Raw genomic sequence first — 20070 nt, 5'->3', positions numbered from 1 at the left:
TAGGGTGACGCCCGGTCGCGACAGCCGCGATGATCTGGAGACGAGGAGGTGGGACCCATCACCGCTGTGTCAGCACGGGTGCTCCCCCTCCGTATCGGCGCGGACCGCCGGCCGTAGGCGACCGTACGAGCGCCCTTCGTCATCCCGAAAGTGCTCGAAATCTCCATGAATCCCCTGCTTTCCGCCCGTCCCGCCGTCATCATCGCCCTGCGCACAGCGGGCTGCGTCTTCGCCGAGGACGAGGCGGACCTGATCCTCTCCGCGGCCCGCACCGAAGCCGAACTCGCCGCCCTGGTGGCCCGCCGGGCGGCCGGTGAACCCCTCGAAGTGGTCGTCGGCTGGGCCGGGTTCGCCGGTCTGCGGATAGCCGTGGCGCCCGGCGTCTTCGTCCCCCGCCGTCGCACCGAGTACCTGGTCGACCGCGCCCTCGCCACCGCCCCGCACGCGAAGGTGATCGTCGACCTGTGCTGCGGCTCCGGCGCGGTCGGCGCGGCCCTCGCCGCGTCCCTGACCCCGCCGGAACTGCACGCCGCCGATGTCGCCCCCGCCGCCGTGGCCTGCGCCCGCGCCAACCTCACCCCGTACGGCGGCCAGGTCCACGAGGGCGACCTGTACGCCGCCCTGCCCGACACCCTGCGCGGACGCGTCGACATCCTCGCCGCGAACGTCCCCTACGTCCCCACCGGCGAGGTCGCCCTCCTCCCCACCGAGGCCCGCGACCACGAACCCCTCGTCGCCCTCGACGGCGGCACCGACGGCCTGGACGTCCTGCGCAGGGTCGCCGCCGAGGCCGCCCACTGGCTCGCCCCGGGCGGCTGCCTCCTCGTGGAGACGAGCGAACACCAGGCCCGGCGGGCCCTGGACGCCTTCGCGGCGGGCGGCCTGACCCCGCGCCTGGAGTACGACGACGACCTGTACGCGCACGTCGTCCTCGGCATACGGGGGTCGGGCCGGGAAGGCTGACGAGCCCCCACGCGTCGACCGCTGTTCCCCAACTCGCCGCCGTACATGGGCTGTACACGCCCCGCACCACCCGACAGACTGTTCCGCCGATCCCCTCCCTACCGAGGAGTAGGCCCTCATGCCTCTGCGCCCCACCCGTCGGCTCCGTGCTGCCCTGGTGACCCTCGCCACCGCCGCGGCCGTCGCGTTCTCGGCCGCGCCGCCCGCGTCGGCCGCCGACACCTGGACCGAGGTCGGCTCCGACCGCGCGAATCCGCTGACCGAGAGCCAAGGGCTCACGTCCGTGGAGGTGCCGGCGAACAGCCCCAACCGGTACACCGGGATCGGGACGATCCCGGTCGGTGTCAGCATCCGGGGCTGGAACCACGTCGGGGACCCGGACGCCGCGTACGACGGGACGTACATCGAGCCCTACCAGCAGGACGCGGGCAGCTCGAAGATGTTCCGCGTCCAGTCCCCGAACGGCACCTGGTCCGAGTACGTGCACGCGCTCGGCTCCGGCGAGGCACTCAACAACTCGTGGGTGGCGATCTCGCCGGACGGCCAGTGGATGCTCGCGGGGGAGTGGGGCACGATGACCCGCTTCCTCGTCTTCCCGACCCCCGGCGTCAACCCGGCCACCTCCCCGGGCACCGACCTCCCCTGGGTCACGACGATCACCCTCGACCACCCCGTCCGGGACGTCCAGGGCTGCGACTTCTCCGGCCCCACGACCCTCCTGTGCTCCTCGGACGACCCGGCCGGCACGCTCTTCGGCATCACGAAGCCCCTCCTCCAGGTCGACCTCGCCGCGAAGCCGAACGGCACGTCGAACGTCTCGGGACACGTCACCGCCCTGCGCCAGCTCCCCCTGCGCAGCGGCTGCACCGGCAGCTTCGAGACGGAGGGCATCGACTACGACCGCCGCAGCGGCGTCCTGCGGGTGATCGTGATCTCACCGGGCTTCTGCGTGCTCACGGACAGCAAGACGTACCGCTTCACCCGTAGCTAGCGACCTCCGGCGACCAGGAACGAGAACCGCACGTCCTGCTCGGCAACAAGCTCGGCAACAAGTGACCTAACCTGCCGGAGTGACCACCGAGTTGACCCTCCTGCCCCGCGTCGCCTGCCGGGGCCGGGAGATCACCGCGCCCCGGCTGCGCGGTCTCCTCGCCCTGCTCGCCGAGGAGCTGGCCACCGGCTGCGGGACGGCCCGGATCGTCGAGGGGCTGTGGCCGCAGGAGCTGCCGGAGCACCCCGCGAAGGCCGTGCAGATCCTCGTCTCCCGGCTGCGGGCGCAGCTCGGCGCCGAGGTGGTCGTCAGTACGCCGACGGGCTACCGGCTCGCCTTCGAGCCCGCCCAGGTCGACAGCTCCGCGCTGCTCCTGCACGAGGCGGCGAGCGTACGGTGCGCGCGGGCCGGGGACCACGCGGGCGCGCTCGCGCGGGCCGAGGCCGGGCTCGCACTGTGGGAGGGCGGCGGCGACCAGACGCCGTACGACCCGCTGGGCGCCCTGCGCGCCGACCGCGCGCACACCCGGCGTGCGCTGGCCCGGGTCCGCGCACTCTCCCTGGCCAGGCTCGGACGGAGGCAGGAGGCACTCGCACCGCTCAGGGACGTGATGAGCGAGGCCCCCAGGGACGAGGAGGCGCTCGCGGAACTCCTGCGCTGCGAGGGCGGCGCCGCCGCGCTGACCCGGTACGACGCCTACCGGCGCGACCTGCGCGACGCCCTCGGCATCGACCCGGGACCCGAACTCCGCGACGTGCACGAGGAGTTGCTGAGCGCCGACATGCCCCGCGTCCGCCACGGCGTGCCGTACGAACCCAACCCCCTGCTCGGCCGGGACGCCGACGTCGCCGCGGTCGCCGGGCTGCTGCGCACCGCGCGGGTCGTCACCGTCGCAGGCCCCGGCGGGCTCGGCAAGACGCGCCTCTCGCACGCCGTGAGCCACGCCGCCGAGCAGCCGGTCGTGCACTTCGTGCCGCTCGCCGGGGTCGCCACGGACGACGAGGTCGCGGCCGAGGTCGCCGCAGCCGTCGGCACGGGCATGCCGGACGCCCTTCTCGTGGCGCTCGGCACCCGGCCCACACTGCTGGTGCTGGACAACTGCGAGCACGTCGTCACCGGCGTCGCCGACCTCGTACAGACCCTCGTCGCCCGCTTCAAGGAGCTGCGGATCCTCGCCACCAGCCGCGCCCCGCTCGGCCTGACCTCGGAGTCCGTGTACGCGCTGCCCGAACTCGGCGAACAGGCCGCCGCCGAACTCTTCGTCCAGCGCGCCCGCGCCGCCCGACCGGGGGTGGACCTGCCCGCCGACACCGTCGCCGAGATCTGCGCCCACCTCGACGGCCTCCCCCTCGCCGTCGAACTCGCCGCCGCCCGCGTCCGCGTGCTGTCGGTGGCCGACGTCTCCCGCCGCCTGCGCGACCGCTTCGCCCTGCTCTCCGGCGGCGCCCGCGACACCCCCGAACGCCACCGCACCCTGCGGGCCGTCGTCGACTGGAGCTGGAACCTCCTCGGCCCGGACGGCCGCGCCGCCCTGCGCGCCCTGTCGGTGTTCCCCGGCGGCTTCGACGCCGAGGCCGCCGCGTACGTCCTCGGCTCCCCCGCCGACCCGCTCGACCTGCTGGAACAGCTCACCGGACAGTCCCTCCTCAAGGTCGCCGACACCCCGCACGGCACCCGCTTCCGGATGCTGGAGACCCTCCGCGAGTTCGGCGCCGCCCGCCGCGCCGAGGCGGCCGAGGACGAGGCCGTCACCGGCCGGCTCCTCACCTGGGCCCGCGACTTCGGCCGCACCCACCACGACGTCCTGTTCGGTACGGCCCCCGTCCCCGCCTGGGACCTCGTCCGCGCCGAACAGGACAACCTCGTCCTCGCCCTGCGCCACGCCCTGGCCCGCGACGACGGCGCCACCACCGCCGCCGTCACCGCCGTCCTCGGCTCCCTGTGGGCCACCGAGTCCCACTACGCCCGCCTCGCCGCGCTCATCGAGGAGACCGGCGGCCCCCTCTCCCACCACCGACCCGACGACCCCCGCGACATCGAGACCCTCCGCAGCGCCTCCGTCGTCGCCACCGGCACCCTCTTCATGGCCCACGGCCCCCACGCCGTACGCCAGTTGGCGACCCTGCGCCGGCTGCCGCCCGCCCCGCCGGACACCGTGCCGCGCGCCCTCGCCGTCGTCCTGGCCGCCCTGCCGGACATCCACCCGCCCGGGTACGAACGGCTGACGGAACTCTGCGCGGCGGACGAGCCGATGCTCGCCGGGACCGCGTCGACCGTCGCGAGCTACGTGTGGGACGCCGCCCAGGACACCGAGCGCGCCCTCGACCACGCCCGCCGGATGCTCGCCTCGCTCGCCCCCTCCGGCAACCCCGCCCTGCGGATGCTCGCGCACGGCCGCATCAGCGAACTGTGCCTGCGCACCCAGCGGAGCCAGGAGGCGTACGACCATCTGCGTGCCGCCCACGACACGCTCGGCGCGTACGGCAACTCCCACAACGACTGGTCCGACCCCGTCGGCGTGCGCTGGGCGCTGACCCTCGCCTGCCTCCAACTGGGCCGCGTCGACGAGGCCGAGTACTGGTACGGACTCGCCAGCCTCGACCAACGCCCGGAGAACGCCGTGGCGTTCAGCTCCGACCTCGGCGCCCGCGCGGAGATCACGCTGGCGCGCGGGCGAGTCGAGGCGGGGCTGCGGCTGTGGCGGCGGACGGCCGAGGAGGTGCGGACGGCCGACGCCGACGATCCGTTCATGCTGAAGTGGTCGCTTGAGGTGCGCGCGGGGGCGGTGGCGGCGCACGCCCTGCACGGGCGGGTGGACCAAGTTGCCGGTCTGGTAAGGGAGTTGCGGGGTCTGCTGCCCGGCCTTGCGCCGGGTTCCTCGTACGGGGCGGTGCTGCTCGCCGTCGCGCTCGCGGGGCTCGCCGAGGGGGACGCCGGGGCTGTGCGGCTCGTCGCGTTGAGCGAACTCGTGCCGGTGGCGCGGGACTTCCCCGTACTGTCGGCGGCGCGTGCCCGCGAGGCCGCCGAGCGGGCCGACGCGGCGGGGTACGCGCGAGCGCGGGCCGAGTACGGGGAGCTGGGGCGTGACGCCGCGTTTCAGTGCCTGGGTTCCCTCACGAACAGCGCCTTCGACCAGACGTAGCCCAGCACCGACAGGCCCACGGCCCAGCCGAGCGTCAGCAGCGCGTTCGCCGTACCGATCGCCGTGCCCAGCAGCAGGCCGCGCAGGGTCTCGATCGCCGGGGAGAACGGCTGGTACTCCGCGAACCAGCGGAACCAGCCCGGCATGTCGTCCACCGGGACGAACGCGCTCGACACCATCGGCAGCATCATCAGCGGCAGACCGAGGTTGCTCGCGCCCTCCGGGTTCGGGGAGGCGAGGCCGATGCCGACCGCGAACCAGATCAGGGCGAGGCTGAACAGGGCCAGGAGACCGGCCGCCGCGAGCCATTCCAGGGGGGTCGCGTTCGGGCGGAAGCCGATGGCTACGCCGATCAGGAGCAGGGCGGCCAGCGCGAGGAGGGTTTGCAGGACGCTGCCGAGGACGTGGCCGGTCAGGACCGACGCCCGGGAGATCGCCAGCGTGCGGAATCTCGCCATGATCCCTTCCGTCATGTCCATCGACACCGCGACCGCCGTGCCGAGCGCTGTGCCGCCGATCGTCATCAGGAGGATGCCGGGGACGATGTACGCGACGTACGCGGAGCGGTCGGCGGGGCCGCCGGTGATGCCCGCGCTCATGACGCCGCCGAAGAGGTAGACGAACAGGAGCAGGAGGATGACGGGGGTGAGGAGGACGTTGAGGGTGAGGGAGGGGTAGCGGCGGGCGTGGAGGAGGTTGCGGCGGAGCATGGTGAGGTTGTCGCGGAGGGCGTGGGCGGGGGCGAGCGTGGGGGTGGGGGCTGAGGTGGGGGCCGGGGTGGTCATCGGGCGTGCTCCTCGGTGGCGGCGGGGGTTGTGAGAGCTGTGCTCTTGGCGGCGGTGCCGGGCGGGGTGGGGGTGGCGGCCGTCGGCTGTGCCGTCAGCGCGAAGAACACGTCGTCCAGGTCCGGTGTGTGCACGGAGAGTTCGTCCGCCGCGATGCCGGCCGAGTCCAGCCGGTCCAGGACCGCGCGGAGTTCGCGCTGACTGCCGGTGCTCGGGATCTGGAGGGTGAGGGTCTCGTCGTTGCGGGTCGTCTCGCGCAGGGTCGTCGCGGCGTGTTCGTACGCCGTCGGGTCCGTGAAGCGCAGGCGTACGTGGCCGCCCGGGACCAGGCGTTTCAGCTCCGCCGGGGTGCCCTCGGCGACGATCCGGCCGCCGTCCAGGACCGCGATGCGGTCGGCGAGTTCGTCGGCCTCGTCCAGGTACTGGGTGGTGAGGAAGACGGTCGTCCCGGCGGCGACCAGTTCACGGACGATGCCCCACATCGTGTGCCGGGAACGGGGGTCGAGGCCGGTCGTGGGCTCGTCGAGGAAGATGATGCGCGGGCCGCCGACCAGCGTCATCGCGAGGTCGAGACGCCGCTTCATGCCGCCGGAGTACGTGGACGCGGGCTTCTTCGCGGCGTCCGTCAGCTCGAACCGCTCCAGCAGCTCGGCGGCGACCCTGCGGCCCTCGTTCCTGGCCAGGTGGTGCAGGTCGGCCATCAGGAGCATGTTCTCCTCGCCGGTGATCAGCCCGTCCACCGCCGAGAACTGCCCGGTGACCCCGATCGCGGTCCGTACGGCGTGCGCCTGCGCACGGAGTCCGTACCCGCCGACCTTCCCGTCCCCGGCGTCCGCCGTCAGCAGGGTGGAGAGGATGCCGACGGCCGTGGTCTTGCCCGCGCCGTTGGGTCCCAGCAGGGAGAACACCGTGCCCGTCGGCACCTCGAAGTCGATGCCGTCCAGCACGGTCTTGTCGCCGTACGCCTTGCGCAGCCCGTACGCCGCGATGGCGAGCCGTTGTTCTGCCGTCATGTGTTCTGTCGTCATGCGGCAGAGGATGCGGCGGGGCGGGTTCAGCGGGGTTTCACGGCGGTTTCAGGGCGCGGGGGTGCAGGGCGACCGCGTCGGCTGTGGTCAGGGGGGGTGCCCGGTGCCGGGCCGAGCAGTCGGTGAAGTGTCAACCACGTCTACACTTCCCCCATGGAACAAGAGGTGCGGTGGCTGACGGCGGAAGAGCAGCAGGCGTGGCGCGGCTTCGTACGCCTTCAGGACCGGCTCCGGGGGCACCTGACGCGCCAGCTCCAGACGGAGGCGAACGTCTCGGCCGCCGACTTCTCGGTCCTCGTCGAACTGACCGACCTCCCCGACGGGCGCCGGCGCATCCTGGACCTCGCCCGCGCGCTGGAGTGGGAGAAGAGCCGCATGTCCCACCACGTCGCGCGCATGGTCAAACGCGGGCTCGTGCTGCGCGACGAGTGCCTCGAAGACGGGCGCGGCGCGTTCGTCGTGATCACGGACGAGGGGCGCCGGATGATCGAGGCCGCCGCTCCCCGGCACGTGGAGGCGGTGCGGGGGCTGTTCCTCGACCATGTGACACCGGCCGAGCTGCGGGTGATCGCCGAGGTGTCGGAACGGGTCGTGAGGAAGATCGACGAGGCGCCGGAGCACCCCACCGCCGAGGCGGACTGAGGCTCGGGTGTGCCGGGGCGACGGGCGCTGTCCCGCGTGGCAGGCCCATGGCATGATAGTTGACATGCCAACTAGAGCCTGTGGGAGGTGGCCCCGGTGAGCGACGTCGAAACCGACCCCGAGGCGCTGAAGTGCGGCGGCGACTCCCCACCGGACGCCGTCGACGTCCTGACACCCCGCGAGGTCCCCCTCGGCGGCCCCCGCTCCCTCTCGGTACGGCGCACGCTCCCGCAGCGCGCCCGCACCCTGATCGGCGCCTGGTGCTTCGTCGACCACTACGGCCCGACCGAGGTCGCCGGGCGCGGCGGCATGGACGTCGCCCCGCACCCCCACACCGGCCTCCAGACCGTGAGCCGGCTCTTCGCCGGCGAGATCGAGCACCGCGACAGCCTCGGCACCCACGCCCTGATCCGCCCCGGCGAGCTGAACCTCATGACCGGCGGCCACGGCATCTGCCACTCGGAGGTCACCACCCCGGCGACCACCCTCGTGCACGGCGTCCAGCTCTGGCTCGCGCTGCCCGGTGAACACCGCTCGGCCGCCCGGGACTTCCAGCACCACGCCCCCGACCCGGTCCACCTCGACGGCGCCGAACTCCGCGTCTTCCTCGGCACCCTCGCCGGCAGCGCCTCCCCGGTGCGCACCTTCACCCCGCTCCTCGGCGCCGAACTCGTCCTCGCCCCGCACGCCGAGGTCACCCTCGCCGTCGATCCGTCCTTCGAGCACGGCGTCCTGATCGACACCGGGACCGTCCGCCTCGCCGCGACCACCCTGCGGCACGCGGAACTCGGGTACGTCCCCTGCGGCGCCGGAACCCTGACGCTGGCCAACGAGTCCGGCGAACCGGCACGCACGGTCCTCCTCGGCGGCACTCCCTTCGAGGAGGAGATCGTCATGTGGTGGAACTTCGTCGGCCGCACCCACGAGGACATCGTCCGCGCCCGCGAGGAGTGGGAGGCCGAGGGCGACCGCTTCGGTGCCGTGACCGGCTACCCCGGCGCCCGCCTCCCCGCCCCCGCCCTGCCGGGCGCGGTCATCCGTCCGCGCGGCAACCCCGTGAAAGGTCCCCGAGATGAGTGAGTCCCCGCTGGTCAGGCGCGTCGACGCCGAGGAGCTGTACGAGATCGTGGTGGACGGCCGGCGCGCCGGTCTCACCGCCTACCGCGACCGGGGCGAGCAGCGCGTCTTCTTCCACACCGAGGTGGGTGAGGAGTACGGCGGGCAGGGGCTGGCGGCGCGGCTCGTGCTGGGCGCCCTCGGCGACGTGCGCGCCTCGGGGAAGCGGATCGTGCCGATCTGCCCCTATGTCGCGCGGTACCTGGAGCGGCACGACGGGTTCGGCGACCTCGTCGATCCGGTGACGCCCGAGGTGCGGGGGTGGCTGAAGGAGCGGCTCGGGGGCGGGGCGGAGTAGGGCCGCGAGGGCCCGGGCGGGGTGCGCGGCCGGGGCGCCGGAACAGGACGCGGCCGAGGTGCCGGAAAGGAACGCTGCCGGGGTGCCGGAATAGGGAGCGACCGGAGCGCGTTCTTCCCGTCGGAGTTGATACATCAACCAGATGGGAGGCCGAGGGCGATGCAGTTCGGCATCTTCACCGTCGGCGACGTGAGCACCGACCCGGCCACGGGACGCACCCCGACCGAGCACGAGCGGATCAAGGCGATGACCGCCCTGGCGCTCAAGGCCGAGGAGGTCGGACTCGACGTCTTCGCGACCGGCGAGCACCACAACCGGCCCTTCGTCCCGTCCTCGCCGACCACCCTGCTCGGCTACATCGCCGCGCGCACCGAGCGGCTGATCCTCTCCACCTCCACCACGCTGATCACCACCAACGACCCGGTGAAGATCGCCGAGGACTACGCGATGCTCCAGCACCTCGCGGACGGCCGCGTCGACCTCATGACGGGCCGCGGCAACACCGGACCCGTCTACCCCTGGTTCGGCAAGGACATCCGCGACGGCATCGACCTCGCGATCGAGAACTACGCCCTGCTGCGCCGCCTGTGGCGCGAGGACACCGTCGACTGGGAGGGCAGGTTCCGTACGCCGCTCCAGGGCTTCACCTCCACCCCGCGCCCGCTGGAAGGCGTACCCCCGTTCGTCTGGCACGGCTCCATCCGGTCGCCTGAGATCGCCGAGCAGGCCGCCTACTACGGGGACGGGTTCTTCCACAACAACATCTTCTGGCCTGCCGACCACACCAAGCGGATGGTCGACCTGTACCGGCGGCGGTACGCCCACTACGGGCACGGCACGCCGGAACAGGCGATCGTCGGACTCGGCGGGCAGGTCTACATGCGGGCCAACTCCCAGGACGCGATCCGGGAGTTCCGGCCCGTGTTCGACCACTCGCCGGTCATGGGCGGCGGGCTCCCGCTGGAGGACTACATGGCGCAGACACCGCTGACCGTCGGTACGCCGGACCAGGTGATCGAGAAGACGCTCACCTTCCGGGAGTACGCCGGGGACTACCAGCGCCAGTTGTTCAACGTGGACGGCGGCGGCATTCCGCTGGAGACCGCGCTGGAGCAGGTCGAGATGCTCGGGGAACTCGTCGTACCCGTACTCCGCGAAGAGTTCGCCGCGCGGCGCCCGGCTGGGGTGCCGGACGCGCCGCCGACCCACGGTTCGCCGCTCGCGACCCGCTGAACGCAGATCTGAGAAGGAGCCACCATGACCGCCGAGTTCAACGCCGGCGTCGCCCCCGACCGCTGGGCCAGTGCCCTGCACCTCTTCGACGACGGCCCCGGCGCCGTCCGTGAGGAGACCCCCGGCGAGCTGTGGGAGCGGGCCGGGCTGCTCTTCGAGGCGAAGGACTACACCGGCGCCGCGAAGCTCCTGGCCCGCGTGGCCGAGGAGTTCCCGGAGCAGACCGCGCCCCGCCTGCTGCTGGCGCGCGCCTACTACCACTCCGCGCAACTCGGCCGCGCCGAGGAGCAGTTGCGGATCATCGTGGAGCGCGACCCGGTCGAGCACTACGCCCACCTGATGCTGGGCCGCACGCTGGAGCGGCAGGGCCGGGAGGCCGAGGCGGCGCCGTGGCTGCGGATGGCCGGGGCGTTCTCGGGGGAGTTCCCGCAGGACGCGTGAGCGGGTGAGGGGACGTGGGGGCGGGGGTGTCCGCGGCGGTGCTGCGGACGCCCCCGCGTTCTGTGTTGTCCGGCGGGGAATGTTCCGCGCCGGGACTTGTTGACATCTCAAGGGGGCGAGATGGAGGGCGGTTGATGTGTCAACAGCTCCGGACGGCCGGACACAGCAGTGCGGCCGGTGGAAACAGGAGGCTGCCGTGAAGGACGACTGTCCCGGCACCATGGCCGAGGGAACGGTCCGGTGAGCACACCGGCCATACGCGGCCACCACCTCGACTGGCGGCTCGTCGCCGGCGGCATGGCCCTCGCCACCGCCGCCACGTACGCCGCCCTCGCGCTCCACGACGACGCGGTACGCCTCGCCTCCGACGCCGACGGTTTCGTCCGCTGGCCCGCGACCGCGCTGACCCTCCTGTGGCTGGCCCGCCACGACCAGAACCGCTACGCACGCGGCGCCGTCGCCCTCCTGCTGACCGGCGCCGGCGGCCTCGCCGTCCTCGTCGCCCGGCACGGCATACCCGCCCACGAGACCTCCCTCGTCCAGGACTACCTGGACCTCCCCGGCACCGCCGCGAGCTGGTACGTCCTCATGGCGCTGGCCCTGGCGGGCGGGGCGAAACACTCCCTGACGCGCGCCGGCGCGCTGCTCGGCGCGGCGGTCGTCGGCGCCGGAGCTGTCCTCGCGGCCGACGACCACCTCCTCGTCGCCCTCCTCGCCGTGGCGCTGCCCGGTGCGGCCTGGGCACTGACCGGGAGCGCGCCACTGCGCCGGTCCGGCTGAGCGGGCTGCTGCGCGGGCCGATCGGGAGGGCCGGCTGCACAGGCTGCTGCGCGTGTTGCTGCGCGGGCGGTCACCCGGCTCGGCGCGCAGGCCGATGTTCGTACATCCGCATTCGCTCATCCGCATCCGCATTCGCATTCGCTGGAGGGGACACCCATGGGTTTCGAAGGCACGGAACTGGCTGTCGTACCGCTCGACTCCGAGCAGGCGCGGCACGCGGCCGTCACGGGCGTGAAGGCCGCCGACCTGGCACGGGCCGCCGCCGCGGGCCTCCCCACGCTGCCGGGGTTCGTCCTCGTACCGGTCGACCGCGCGCCCGACGCACCGGCCGGCGAGTACTCCGTACGAGCCCTCTGGCACGAACTCCGCGGTGACCGGATCCCCCTGGTCGTCCGGTCCTCCTCCGCGCACGAGGACACCGAGGACTCCTCCCCGGCCGGCCGCGTCGAGTCCGTGCCCGACGTCCGAGGCTGGGAGCAGTTCAAGGCCGCCGTCGGCGCCGTCCTCGACTCCGCGCGCGGAGCACGGCGCCTGCGGCCACCGGAGGGCGGACCCGAGGACGACGGGACGGCCGTCCTCGTGCAGCCCATGCTGACCTCGTCCGTCGGCGGAGTGATGTCCGGCGCGGACCCCGTCGAGGGACGTACCGACCACATCCTCGTCAGCGCCGTACGCGGCGGACCCGACCAACTCGTCGACGGCAGCGCAGAGGGCGTGCGCTACCGGCTGACCCGCAGGGCCCGCCTCGTCCGTACCGAACCACCCGGCGAGCGGATCCTCTCCCATCGGCAGCGGGCCCGGCTCGTGCGGCTCGCGAAGAAGGCCGAGCGGGTCTTCGGCGGGCCGCAGGACATGGAGTTCGGGTTCGACGGCGACGGGAAGCTGTGGCTGTTCCAGACACGGCCGATCACCGCGACGGCCGCCCGGCCCGCCCCCGGCGCGCGGCTCCTGGGCCCCGGACCGGTCGCCGAGCCGCTGCCCGGCGTCCTCCAGCCGCTGGAGTAGGACCTCTGGGCCGAACCCATGTCCCACGGGCTTGACCCTCGCGCTCGACATCGCGGGCGCCGCGCCCCGGCGGCTGCCCGCCGTCACGACCCCACGGGGGCGGGCCGCCGCCGATCCGCGGCTGCTCGGCGCCGTGCCGTCCGCGCATCCCGTGCTCGACTTCGTCGACCAGGCGCCGGGTGTCCGGCGGACGGGGGCCGCGTGGCGGGTGGGGCGGCTGCGGTCCGCGCTGCCGCTGCTCGCCGTGGACCTGACGGCCGACGCCGACCGGCAGCTCGTCACGTGACCGTCGAGGAGCAACCGGCGCCGCTGGCAACGGAATTGGAGAAGCTCTCCGGCCGAGGGATGGCATAGTGATCTCCCGGTGTCGATGTCCCGGCGCGCGAGCGGAGAGTCACGGATGCCGATCGGACTGGTCGCGCTGGCCCTCGGCGGATTCGGCATCGGGCTCACCGAGTTCCTCATCGCGGGACTGCTGCCACAGGTCGCGGCCGACTTCGCGGTGTCCGAAGCCGCGGCCGGCCGGCTGATCTCCGGGTACGCGCTGAGCGTCGCGGTCGGTGCGATCGCGTTGACCGCGGCGACGGCCCGGCTCCCCCGCAAACAGGTCCTCGTCGGCCTGGTGGCCCTGTTCGTCATCGGCAATCTCCTCTCCGCTGTCGCTTCCGACTACTGGGTGATGATGCTGGGCCGCATCGTCGCGGCCCTGTGCCACGGCTCCTTCTTCGGCATCGGTTCGCTCGTCGCCACCGCCCTCGTCGTACCGGAGAAGAAGTCCCAGGCCGTCGCGGTGATGTTCGCCGGTCTCACCGTCGCCAACGTGCTCGGCGTGCCGTTCGGGGCGCTCGTCGGTGAACGGTGGGGCTGGCGGGCCGCGTTCTGGGCGGTCACCGTGATCGGCGTCCTCGCGCTGGCCGGCATCGCCGCCCTGGTCCCGGCCACGGCGTCGCCGCCCGCTTCACAGGGTCTGCGTGAACAGTTCCTCGCGTTCCGCTCCTCTCAGGTCTGGCTCACTCTGGCCGCCACCGCGCTGAGCTACGGCGGCATGTTCGGCGCGTTCAGCTATATCGCGTACACCTTCACCGAGGTCGGCGGCTTCTCCTCGGCGGACGTCGCCTGGCTGCTCATGGTGTACGGGGTCGGTCTGGTCGTCGGGAATCTGGTGGGCGGTCGCGCGGCCGACCGGGATCGGGACCGGGCGTTGGTGTGGGCGCTGGCGGGACTCGCGGTGACGTTGGCGGTGTTCGGGCTGTTGGCGGGGAGTCAGAGGGCCTCGGTGGTGCTGGTGTTCCTGATGGGGGTGACCGGGTTCGCGAGCGTGCCGGGGATGATCACCCGGGTCACGGATCAGGCGGGCGGGGCGGCGCTGGCCGCGAGTGCGAATGTGTCGGCCTCCAATGTGGGGAACGCGTTGGGGGCTTGGCTGGGGGGTGTGGCGATCTCGGTCGGGTTGGGCTATCGGTCACCTCTCTTTGTGGGGGCGGGGATTGTGGTGGTGGGGCTCGGGGTGATGGTGGTCGCGGCTCGTACGGAGAAGGTGGTCGCGGTGCGGGATTGAGGTGGGTGAGGTTGAGGGGGTGAGTGGTGGGTGAGGCCGAGGGGGGAGGGGTTGAGGGGCTGGGTGGTGGGTGAGTTGGGGGGTGAGGGGCGAGTGATGGGGCGGGGTGGTTCTGCGGTTGTTGGGCCTCGGCCTCGGCGGCGGCTTTCCCCCATTCTGGCCCGGCTCCCCGCTCCGCCGCCTCGGCCGAACGGCCGACCCCGTTCGGGTGACGGGGCGGTTTCTGCGGCGGGAGTACTGGCCGAACGGCCGAGGCGGCGGCGGACCGGTTTCCGCGAAGATTGATCCACGACGGCAGGGCCGGCAGAGGCCACGCTGGAACCAGTGGACGGCCTGGACGACGTGGCCTCTTCCACCTCACGAAGCCGGTCAGGGCGTCGCACATCAAGCCGGCGAAGACGGACCCGCTCAAGGGAGGTGCAAGGCGGAGGGTCAGCTCAAGGGATTGCCGTCCCGCACGAACACCCCCGCCCGTGCGGCCGTCGCCGCCGCTTCCGCCGCGTGGTCCGCGTCGGATTCCGTGAGGGGCGAGGGGGTGGTGAGGAGACGGTAGTAGAGGGGGGCGGAGACGGCGCGGATCACCTCGTGAGGGTCGGTGCCGGCCGGGAGTTCGCCTCGGGTGACGGCCTGGCGGACGCAGGGGGCCCACTCCTCGACGCGGACGGCGTAGAAGCGGTGGAGGGCCTCGGCGGTTCGGGGGTCGCAGGTGGCCGCGGCGATGACGGCCTTGAAGAGGGCGCCCTGGCGAGGATCGGTGAGGGTGCGTTGGACGAGCCGGGCGTTGGCCCTGAGGTCGCCGAGGAGGGAGCCGGTGTCGGTGCGGGGGAGGGACTGGTCGGCCATGTCGGTGAGGAGGTCGGCCACCAGGCCGGTGACCGTGCCCCAGCGCCGGTAGACGGTGGTCTTGCCGACCTCGGCGCGGCGGGCGACGTCGGCGAGGTCGAGGTGGGTGAAGCCCTCCTCGGCGAGGACGTCTCCGGCGGCTCGCAGGACGGCGGCTCGGACCCGGGCCGTACGTCCACCGGGCCGGAGGGTTCCGGGATCGGCGCCCTCGGTCTCCATAACGGGACTCCCGTTCCGTTAGTCGGTCAATGCTTGTTAGGGTGGGGACATCTTAAGGGAACGCAGGACCCGTTAAGGGAGAGTGGTCATGGAGTACAGGCAACTGGGCGCGTCCGGCCTCAAGGTTCCCGCGCTGAGCTTCGGCGCCGGAACCTTCGGCGGGCGGGGACCGCTGTTCGGCGAGTGGGGCAGCACGGACGTGCGGGAGGCGCGGCGGCTGGTCGACATCTGCCTCGACGCGGGGATCACGATGTTCGACACGGCGGACGTCTACTCGGACGGAGCCTCCGAGGAAACGCTCGGCGAGGCGATCAAGGGCCGCAGGGACCGGGTGCTCGTCTCCACCAAGGCGGGCCTGCCGACCGGCGAGGGGCCCGCCGACGCCGGCACCTCCCGCGCCCGCCTCATCGCCGCCTGCGAGAGTGCGCTGCGCAGACTCGGCACCGACCACATCGACCTGTTCCAGCTGCACGCGTTCGACGCGGCGACGCCGGTGGAGGAGGTCGTGGCGGCGCTCGACGACCTCGTGCGGGCGGGGAAGATCCGCTACCTCGGCGTCTCCAACTTCTCCGGCTGGCAGACGATGAAGTCGCTGGGGGCGGCGGACCGGCACGGGCGGACCCGGTATGTGGCCCAGCAGGTGTACTACTCGCTGATCGGCCGCGACTACGAGTGGGACCTGATGCCGCTGGGCCTGGATCAGGGGCTGGGCGCGGTGGTCTGGAGCCCGCTGGGCTGGGGCCGCCTCACGGGAAAGGTTCGCCGGGACCGCCCCCTGCCGCAGCGGAGCCGCTTGCACCGGACGGCCGACTACGGTCCCCCGGTGGAGGACGAGCACCTCTACCGGGTGGTGGACGCGCTCGACGAAACGGCCCAGGAGACCGGCCGGACGATTCCCCAGGTGGCCATCAACTGGCTGCTCCGGCGCCCCACGGTGTCCTCGGTCATCATCGGCGCCAGGGACGAACGTCAACTCCGGGAGAACCTGGGGGCGGTGGGCTGGGAACTGACGCCCGAGCAGATGGCGCGCCTGGACCGGGCGAGCGCCCGGACCGCCCCGTACCCGCACTTCCCGTACCAGCGCCAGGAGGGGTTCGCCCGCCTGAACCCGCCGATGGTGTGAGGATGAGGGGCCGCCTTCCGGGGGCGCGGCGAGCCGTGCGACCGACCGCGCCGGACGGTCGCGGGAGTCGTCGACGAGGGTCCGCGCGCCGACCCACCGCTCCCGTCCGGCGGTGTACGCCCCGCGAGCAGCGCCCCGGGTGCCCGGGGAACGATGTGCGCACGGAGGGAACGGTGTACGCACCGCGGGGTATGCTGGCCAGGACCCACGCACCGGCGAGGAACAGGAGCGTCATGACGGCCAAGCGGAACCCGATCCCCTCGGTATGGGCCCGCCCCCGGCGCGAACCGGATCAGCCCGCGCTCAGCCGGGCCGCGATCGTGCGCGAGGCGGTCGCGATGCTGGACGCGGAGGGCGTCGAGGCGCTCAGCATGCGGAAGCTGGGGGCGCGGCTGAACGCGGGGGCGACCTCGTTGTACCGGCACGTCGCCACCAAGGACGAGCTGATGGAGCTGGCCGCCGACGAGGTCTTCGGTGAGATCGCCGTACCCCCGGCGGACGGCGACGACTGGCGGGGCGCGGTGGCGGACGCGGCGTTCTCGTTCCGGGCGACGATCCTGCGCCACCCGTGGCTGGCCTCCGTCCTCGGCCAGGCGGGCCTCGCCTACCTGGGCCCCAACCTCATGTCCCGCACCGAGAGCCTGGCCGCGCTCTTCGTCCGGGCCGGCTTCCCCGACCCCGGCAACGCGATCTCCGCGCTCCTGTCGTACGTCACCGGCATGAGCGCGACGGAGGCCGCGTGGCTCGGGACGGTCGCGCGGTCCGGGGACACGGAGGCCGGGTTCGTGGCCCGCCTGATGCCGGCGGCGGAAGAGGCGGCGGCCGGGTACACGCACCTCGCGGACGGGCACCCGGCGCCGGAGGGGCAGGGGCCGGAGGAGGCGCGGGAGGCGAAGTTCCGGTACGGGTTGGACGTGGTGCTGGACGGGCTGGCGATGAGGCTGCCGGGCAGGGGGTGACATCGCCGCCTCCCCCGCGCGCAGAACCCTCCCTGAAGGAGACCGCGTGTCTCAGAGGTCCAGCACATCCCGCGTCCGCACCACCGCCCCCGTCTCGAACGACCGGTTGGCCGCCAACCCCGTCACCAGCGACCGCGCCCCGTCCACCGCGTCCGCCGCCCGCCCCAGCGGATCAGGTGCCCGCGTCCCGAACAGATCCTCCAGCATCCGCACGTCCCCACCCCCGTGCCCGCCCTCCCCGCTCGCCACCTCGATCTCCCGGGGCCGCTCCCAGGACCGGCGCAGCAGCAGTTCCGTACGGCCGGCGTTCGCCTCGACGCCGTGGGTCGAAGCGGCGCTCACCCGGGGCGGGGTCCAGGTCGTCTCCTCGACGAGCAGCTCCAGCCGCCCCTCGCTGCCGTTGAAGGCGATCCGGTACCCCTCCCAGGGGGCGTACGCGGTGAGGTGGTACGTCAGGGAGGCGCCCGAGGCGTACCGGACGAGGACCGCCATGTCGTCCTCGATGGTCACGCCGGGCGCGAAGACGTTCTGGTCGCGGTGGTAGCCGTCCTCCGACTCGGCGTCCAGGTAGAGGGACGTGAGGTCGGGGTCGTCGGCGAGGTGCAGGGCGAAGGGGTCGTCCGAGGCGGCAGGTCGGCCGTGCGCACGGTCGTACTCCCGCGCCAGCCCCCGGCGTTGGCCCGCCTCGGAGCCGTAGAAGAACAACGTGCCCTGTGCGTAGACGAGTTCGGGTGAGCTGTCCAGCCACCAGTTCACCAGGTCGAAGTGGTGCGTGGCCTTGTGGACCATCAGTCCACCCGAGTCGGCCTTCTCGCGGTGCCAGCGGCGGAAGTAGTCCGCGCCGTGCCGCAGGTCGAGCAGCCACTCGAAGTGCACGGACCCGACCTCGCCGATCGCGCCGTCCGCGAGCAGCTCCCGTACGGCCGAATGGGCCGGGTTGTAACGGTAGTTGAAGGCGACGCGGACGTCCCGCCCGGTGCGTTCGCGGGCCGCGAGGATGCGGCGGGCCTTGTCCGCGTCGGTCGTCATCGGCTTCTCGGTGACGACGTCGCACCCGGCGTCCAGCGCCCGCACGATGTACTCGTCGTGGGTCCGGTCGACACTGCACACCACGACGAGGTCGACGCGCTCGCGGCGCAGCATCTCGCCGAACTCCCCGGCGGGGTAGGCCGGTACGGGTGTCCCGCCGCCGAGCCACTCGTTGTGGACGGCCATCCGGCGGGAGTTGGTGTCGCAGAACCCGGCGAGTTCGTACCGGTCCGCGTAGGGCCCGGCGAGCGCGTTCACGAACAGCCGGGCGCGGGAGCCGAGTCCGACGACGGCGACGCGGCGGCGGGGAACACTGGACATGCGGGGTCTCCGTTCCGACGTACGAAAAACACCGCGTCGGAGCGTACCCACCCCGACGCCGAGCCGAAAGATCACCCGGCGCCGGCGGCCCCCCTCGGAAAGTCGACTCCCTCAGAAGGTCGACTCCCTTACGCCCAGCATCCGTTGACAGTCGCCGCCAGCCCGTCCATCGCGTCCTTGATGGCCCCCGGCGCGGCGGTCGAGTTGTTCTCGACGAACGAGAACACCTTCCACCGCCCGTCCTGCGCCTGCGTGAACCCGCTCAGCGCGATGGCCCCGGTCAGCGTCCCCGTCTTGGCCATCACCTTGCCCACGGCACACGACGAGTCGGGCGTGTCGAAGCGCCCCCACTCGGGACCGAGCGTGGCACCGGCCTCACCGGCGACCGGCAGCCCGTCCTTGATGTACTTCAGCGTGTGGCTGTAACGCGGGTTCGTCGTGAGGTCGAGGATGTCCGCGAGGGTCTGCGCCGGGATCCTGTCGGCGCGGGAGAGCCCGCTGCCGTCGTGGATCTCGAAGTTCTCCAGCGAGACGCCGTACCGGTAGCCGAGGACGTCGCGGACGACGGCCGTACCGTCCTCGAAGGTGGCGGGGCGCCCGGCGCCGAGCGCGGTCATGCGCAGCAGCGTCTCGGCGATGTTGTTGTCGCTGGTCTTCAGCATCTTCTTGACGATCTCCGACAGCTTGCCGGAGGTGTGGCGGGCGACGGGTACGTCCGTGCGGGCGGCGGTGGCGTGCGCGACGTCGCCGTCGACGGTGACGCCCTGCTCGGTGAGGAGCTTCGCGAAGACCTGCCCGGCGTCGAGCGAGGTGTCCATGACGCCGTGGCCGTCGACGACCAGCGCGCGGACGGGCGCGATGTTGTCCGGGTAGTAGCCGTCGTTCCAGCCGGTCGCGAGGGACGGCTCGGGGAAGAGGCTGTCGTCGACGTGGACCTTGACGGAGGCCAGGCCCGCCGCCTTGACGCCGGCCGCCGCGGTCTTCGCCAGCTCCTGGAGGTCGGCCGAGGTCAGCGTGCGGTCGCCGCCGCCGACGAGGGTGAGCGCGCCGTCGCCGTACACGACCTTCGTGGTGAAGCGGTGGCTGGGGCCGAGGACGGTGAGGGCGGCCGTGGAGGTCGCGAGCTTCGCGTTGGACGCGGGCATGAGGGCGGTCTCCGCGTCGTGGCCCCAGACCTGTTTGTCCGACTTGGCGTCGATGACGACGCCGCTGAACGTCGTGCCGAGGCGGGCGTCCTGGACGCGGGTGTTCAGGTTGTCCGCGATCTTCTGCTCGGCGGGGTCGAGCTCCGTCGCGCCGGCCTTCGTCGCGGTGGCCTTCTCGGCGGCGAACGCGGAGGGGCCGGCCAGGATCGTGCCGGCGACCGGGGCCACCGCCGCGACCAGGAGTGCGCGGCGGACCGCCGGGTTCATCTCGCGGGGCTTGCGGTGACGCCCACGCGCGCCGGAGAGGGGGGTGCTCGACATGGGGGGTCCTAGCGGGGGAGTGGATGGATCTCGGCGAAAAGTAGCAGCCGAAGTAGCTTGTACCTTCAAGTAGGGGTGAAGGGGATGTGAAAAGGGCAGGAAAGGGCCTCGCTTCTCAACAGAAGCGA

19 protein-coding genes are annotated in these 20070 nt (G+C 72.8%); 14 read left to right on the top strand and 5 right to left on the bottom strand.

Translation table 11 applies throughout. From position 1 onward, the window contains the following. Positions 1-165: 165 nt before the first annotated feature. From ACQCO7_RS04745 to ACQCO7_RS04735, 3 genes are all read left to right on the top strand, one after another. Complete coding sequence (locus tag ACQCO7_RS04745) at positions 166-963, top strand: putative protein N(5)-glutamine methyltransferase (protein ID WP_464070613.1); 798 nt, start codon at positions 166-168, stop codon at positions 961-963. A 118-nt stretch (positions 964-1081) separates the two neighbouring features. Beyond that, on the top strand, positions 1082-1954 hold the full coding sequence (locus ACQCO7_RS04740; RefSeq protein ID WP_464070612.1) for a hypothetical protein: 873 nt from the start codon (positions 1082-1084) through the stop codon (positions 1952-1954). A gap of 79 nt (positions 1955-2033) precedes the next feature. Beyond that, on the top strand, positions 2034-5096 hold the full coding sequence (locus tag ACQCO7_RS04735) for an ATP-binding protein (protein WP_464070611.1): 3063 nt from the start codon (positions 2034-2036) through the stop codon (positions 5094-5096). Here ACQCO7_RS04735 and ACQCO7_RS04730 read toward each other — a convergent pair. Continuing rightward, positions 5051-5881 carry an ABC transporter permease gene (locus tag ACQCO7_RS04730; RefSeq protein WP_464070610.1) on the bottom strand — a complete coding sequence of 277 codons (831 nt, stop codon included), beginning with the start codon at positions 5879-5881 and terminating at the stop codon, positions 5051-5053. The two genes, ACQCO7_RS04735 and ACQCO7_RS04730, sit on opposite strands and share 46 nt — an antisense overlap. Next, positions 5878-6909, bottom strand: coding sequence for an ATP-binding cassette domain-containing protein (locus ACQCO7_RS04725; protein WP_464070609.1), 1032 nt, complete (start codon positions 6907-6909; stop codon positions 5878-5880). The genes ACQCO7_RS04730 and ACQCO7_RS04725 overlap by 4 nt, the downstream gene beginning before the upstream one ends. 153 nt (positions 6910-7062) lie before the next feature. Between ACQCO7_RS04725 and ACQCO7_RS04720 the strand changes: the two genes are divergently transcribed. From ACQCO7_RS04720 to ACQCO7_RS04680, 9 genes are all read left to right on the top strand, one after another. Next, positions 7063-7551: a MarR family winged helix-turn-helix transcriptional regulator gene (locus ACQCO7_RS04720; RefSeq protein WP_464070608.1), complete on the top strand. Its 489-nt coding sequence runs from the start codon at positions 7063-7065 to the stop codon at positions 7549-7551. A 96-nt stretch (positions 7552-7647) separates the two neighbouring features. Next, positions 7648-8631 carry a pirin family protein gene (locus ACQCO7_RS04715; RefSeq protein ID WP_464070607.1) on the top strand — a complete coding sequence of 328 codons (984 nt, stop codon included), beginning with the start codon at positions 7648-7650 and terminating at the stop codon, positions 8629-8631. Next, positions 8624-8965, top strand: coding sequence for a GNAT family N-acetyltransferase (locus ACQCO7_RS04710; protein WP_464070606.1), 342 nt, complete (start codon positions 8624-8626; stop codon positions 8963-8965). Before ACQCO7_RS04715 ends, ACQCO7_RS04710 begins: the two co-directional genes overlap by 8 nt. A 159-nt stretch (positions 8966-9124) precedes the next feature. Continuing rightward, positions 9125-10198, top strand: a complete 1074-nt coding sequence (locus tag ACQCO7_RS04705) for an LLM class flavin-dependent oxidoreductase (protein WP_464070605.1) — start codon at positions 9125-9127, stop codon at positions 10196-10198. A 24-nt stretch (positions 10199-10222) separates the two neighbouring features. Then, positions 10223-10639: a tetratricopeptide repeat protein gene (locus tag ACQCO7_RS04700; RefSeq protein ID WP_464070604.1), complete on the top strand. Its 417-nt coding sequence runs from the start codon at positions 10223-10225 to the stop codon at positions 10637-10639. 240 nt (positions 10640-10879) lie between these two features. Further along, the gene (locus ACQCO7_RS04695) at positions 10880-11419 is read left to right on the top strand and encodes a hypothetical protein (RefSeq protein WP_464070603.1); all 540 of its coding nucleotides are present in this window, start codon (positions 10880-10882) and stop codon (positions 11417-11419) included. A 156-nt stretch (positions 11420-11575) separates the two neighbouring features. Further along, positions 11576-12424 carry a PEP/pyruvate-binding domain-containing protein gene (locus ACQCO7_RS04690; RefSeq protein ID WP_464070602.1) on the top strand — a complete coding sequence of 283 codons (849 nt, stop codon included), beginning with the start codon at positions 11576-11578 and terminating at the stop codon, positions 12422-12424. 31 nt (positions 12425-12455) lie between these two features. Next, entirely contained in the window at positions 12456-12710 is a 255-nt protein-coding gene (locus tag ACQCO7_RS04685) for a hypothetical protein (protein WP_464070601.1), read from the top strand. 114 nt (positions 12711-12824) lie between these two features. Continuing rightward, positions 12825-13982, top strand: coding sequence for an MFS transporter (locus tag ACQCO7_RS04680; protein WP_464070600.1), 1158 nt, complete (start codon positions 12825-12827; stop codon positions 13980-13982). Between the two features lie 432 nt (positions 13983-14414). Here the strand turns inward: ACQCO7_RS04680 and ACQCO7_RS04675 are convergent, their stop codons facing one another. Next, the gene (locus ACQCO7_RS04675) at positions 14415-15044 is read right to left on the bottom strand and encodes a TetR/AcrR family transcriptional regulator (RefSeq protein ID WP_464070599.1); all 630 of its coding nucleotides are present in this window, start codon (positions 15042-15044) and stop codon (positions 14415-14417) included. Between the two features lie 88 nt (positions 15045-15132). On the opposite strand from ACQCO7_RS04675, the gene ACQCO7_RS04670 reads away from it, so the two are divergent. Continuing rightward, complete coding sequence (locus ACQCO7_RS04670) at positions 15133-16167, top strand: aldo/keto reductase (RefSeq protein WP_464070598.1); 1035 nt, start codon at positions 15133-15135, stop codon at positions 16165-16167. A 233-nt stretch (positions 16168-16400) separates the two neighbouring features. Beyond that, positions 16401-17126, top strand: coding sequence for a TetR/AcrR family transcriptional regulator C-terminal domain-containing protein (locus ACQCO7_RS04665; protein WP_464070597.1), 726 nt, complete (start codon positions 16401-16403; stop codon positions 17124-17126). 51 nt (positions 17127-17177) lie between these two features. Here ACQCO7_RS04665 and ACQCO7_RS04660 read toward each other — a convergent pair whose 3' ends face one another. Both ACQCO7_RS04660 and dacB read right to left on the bottom strand, forming a co-directional pair. After that, positions 17178-18476, bottom strand: a complete 1299-nt coding sequence (locus ACQCO7_RS04660) for a Gfo/Idh/MocA family protein (RefSeq protein ID WP_464070596.1) — start codon at positions 18474-18476, stop codon at positions 17178-17180. A 128-nt stretch (positions 18477-18604) separates the two neighbouring features. Then, positions 18605-19942, bottom strand: coding sequence for a D-alanyl-D-alanine carboxypeptidase/D-alanyl-D-alanine endopeptidase (gene dacB / locus ACQCO7_RS04655; protein WP_464070595.1), 1338 nt, complete (start codon positions 19940-19942; stop codon positions 18605-18607). Between the last annotated feature and the right edge of the window lie 128 nt (positions 19943-20070).

Source organism: Streptomyces saintjeani (assembly GCF_055409605.1).
Note: the sequence above shows the minus strand (reverse complement) of the source record. Positions and strands in the feature narration are given on the sequence as shown.

Excerpts from the sequence above, each read along its gene's own strand:
- ACQCO7_RS04745 (WP_464070613.1), top strand. The coding sequence starts at position 166 with ATGAATCCCCTGCTTTCCGCCCGTCCCGCCGTCATCATCGCCCTGCGC.
- ACQCO7_RS04740 (WP_464070612.1), top strand. The coding sequence starts at position 1,082 with ATGCCTCTGCGCCCCACCCGTCGGCTCCGTGCTGCCCTGGTGACCCTC.
- ACQCO7_RS04730 (WP_464070610.1), bottom strand. The coding sequence starts at position 5,881 with ATGACCACCCCGGCCCCCACCTCAGCCCCCACCCCCACGCTCGCCCCC.
- ACQCO7_RS04725 (WP_464070609.1), bottom strand. The coding sequence starts at position 6,909 with ATGACGACAGAACACATGACGGCAGAACAACGGCTCGCCATCGCGGCG.
- ACQCO7_RS04720 (WP_464070608.1), top strand. The coding sequence starts at position 7,063 with ATGGAACAAGAGGTGCGGTGGCTGACGGCGGAAGAGCAGCAGGCGTGG.
- ACQCO7_RS04710 (WP_464070606.1), top strand. The coding sequence starts at position 8,624 with ATGAGTGAGTCCCCGCTGGTCAGGCGCGTCGACGCCGAGGAGCTGTAC.
- ACQCO7_RS04705 (WP_464070605.1), top strand. The coding sequence starts at position 9,125 with ATGCAGTTCGGCATCTTCACCGTCGGCGACGTGAGCACCGACCCGGCC.
- ACQCO7_RS04700 (WP_464070604.1), top strand. The coding sequence starts at position 10,223 with ATGACCGCCGAGTTCAACGCCGGCGTCGCCCCCGACCGCTGGGCCAGT.
- ACQCO7_RS04690 (WP_464070602.1), top strand. The coding sequence starts at position 11,576 with ATGGGTTTCGAAGGCACGGAACTGGCTGTCGTACCGCTCGACTCCGAG.
- ACQCO7_RS04680 (WP_464070600.1), top strand. The coding sequence starts at position 12,825 with ATGCCGATCGGACTGGTCGCGCTGGCCCTCGGCGGATTCGGCATCGGG.
- ACQCO7_RS04675 (WP_464070599.1), bottom strand. The coding sequence starts at position 15,044 with ATGGAGACCGAGGGCGCCGATCCCGGAACCCTCCGGCCCGGTGGACGT.
- ACQCO7_RS04670 (WP_464070598.1), top strand. The coding sequence starts at position 15,133 with ATGGAGTACAGGCAACTGGGCGCGTCCGGCCTCAAGGTTCCCGCGCTG.
- ACQCO7_RS04665 (WP_464070597.1), top strand. The coding sequence starts at position 16,401 with ATGACGGCCAAGCGGAACCCGATCCCCTCGGTATGGGCCCGCCCCCGG.
- ACQCO7_RS04660 (WP_464070596.1), bottom strand. The coding sequence starts at position 18,476 with ATGTCCAGTGTTCCCCGCCGCCGCGTCGCCGTCGTCGGACTCGGCTCC.
- dacB (WP_464070595.1), bottom strand. The coding sequence starts at position 19,942 with ATGTCGAGCACCCCCCTCTCCGGCGCGCGTGGGCGTCACCGCAAGCCC.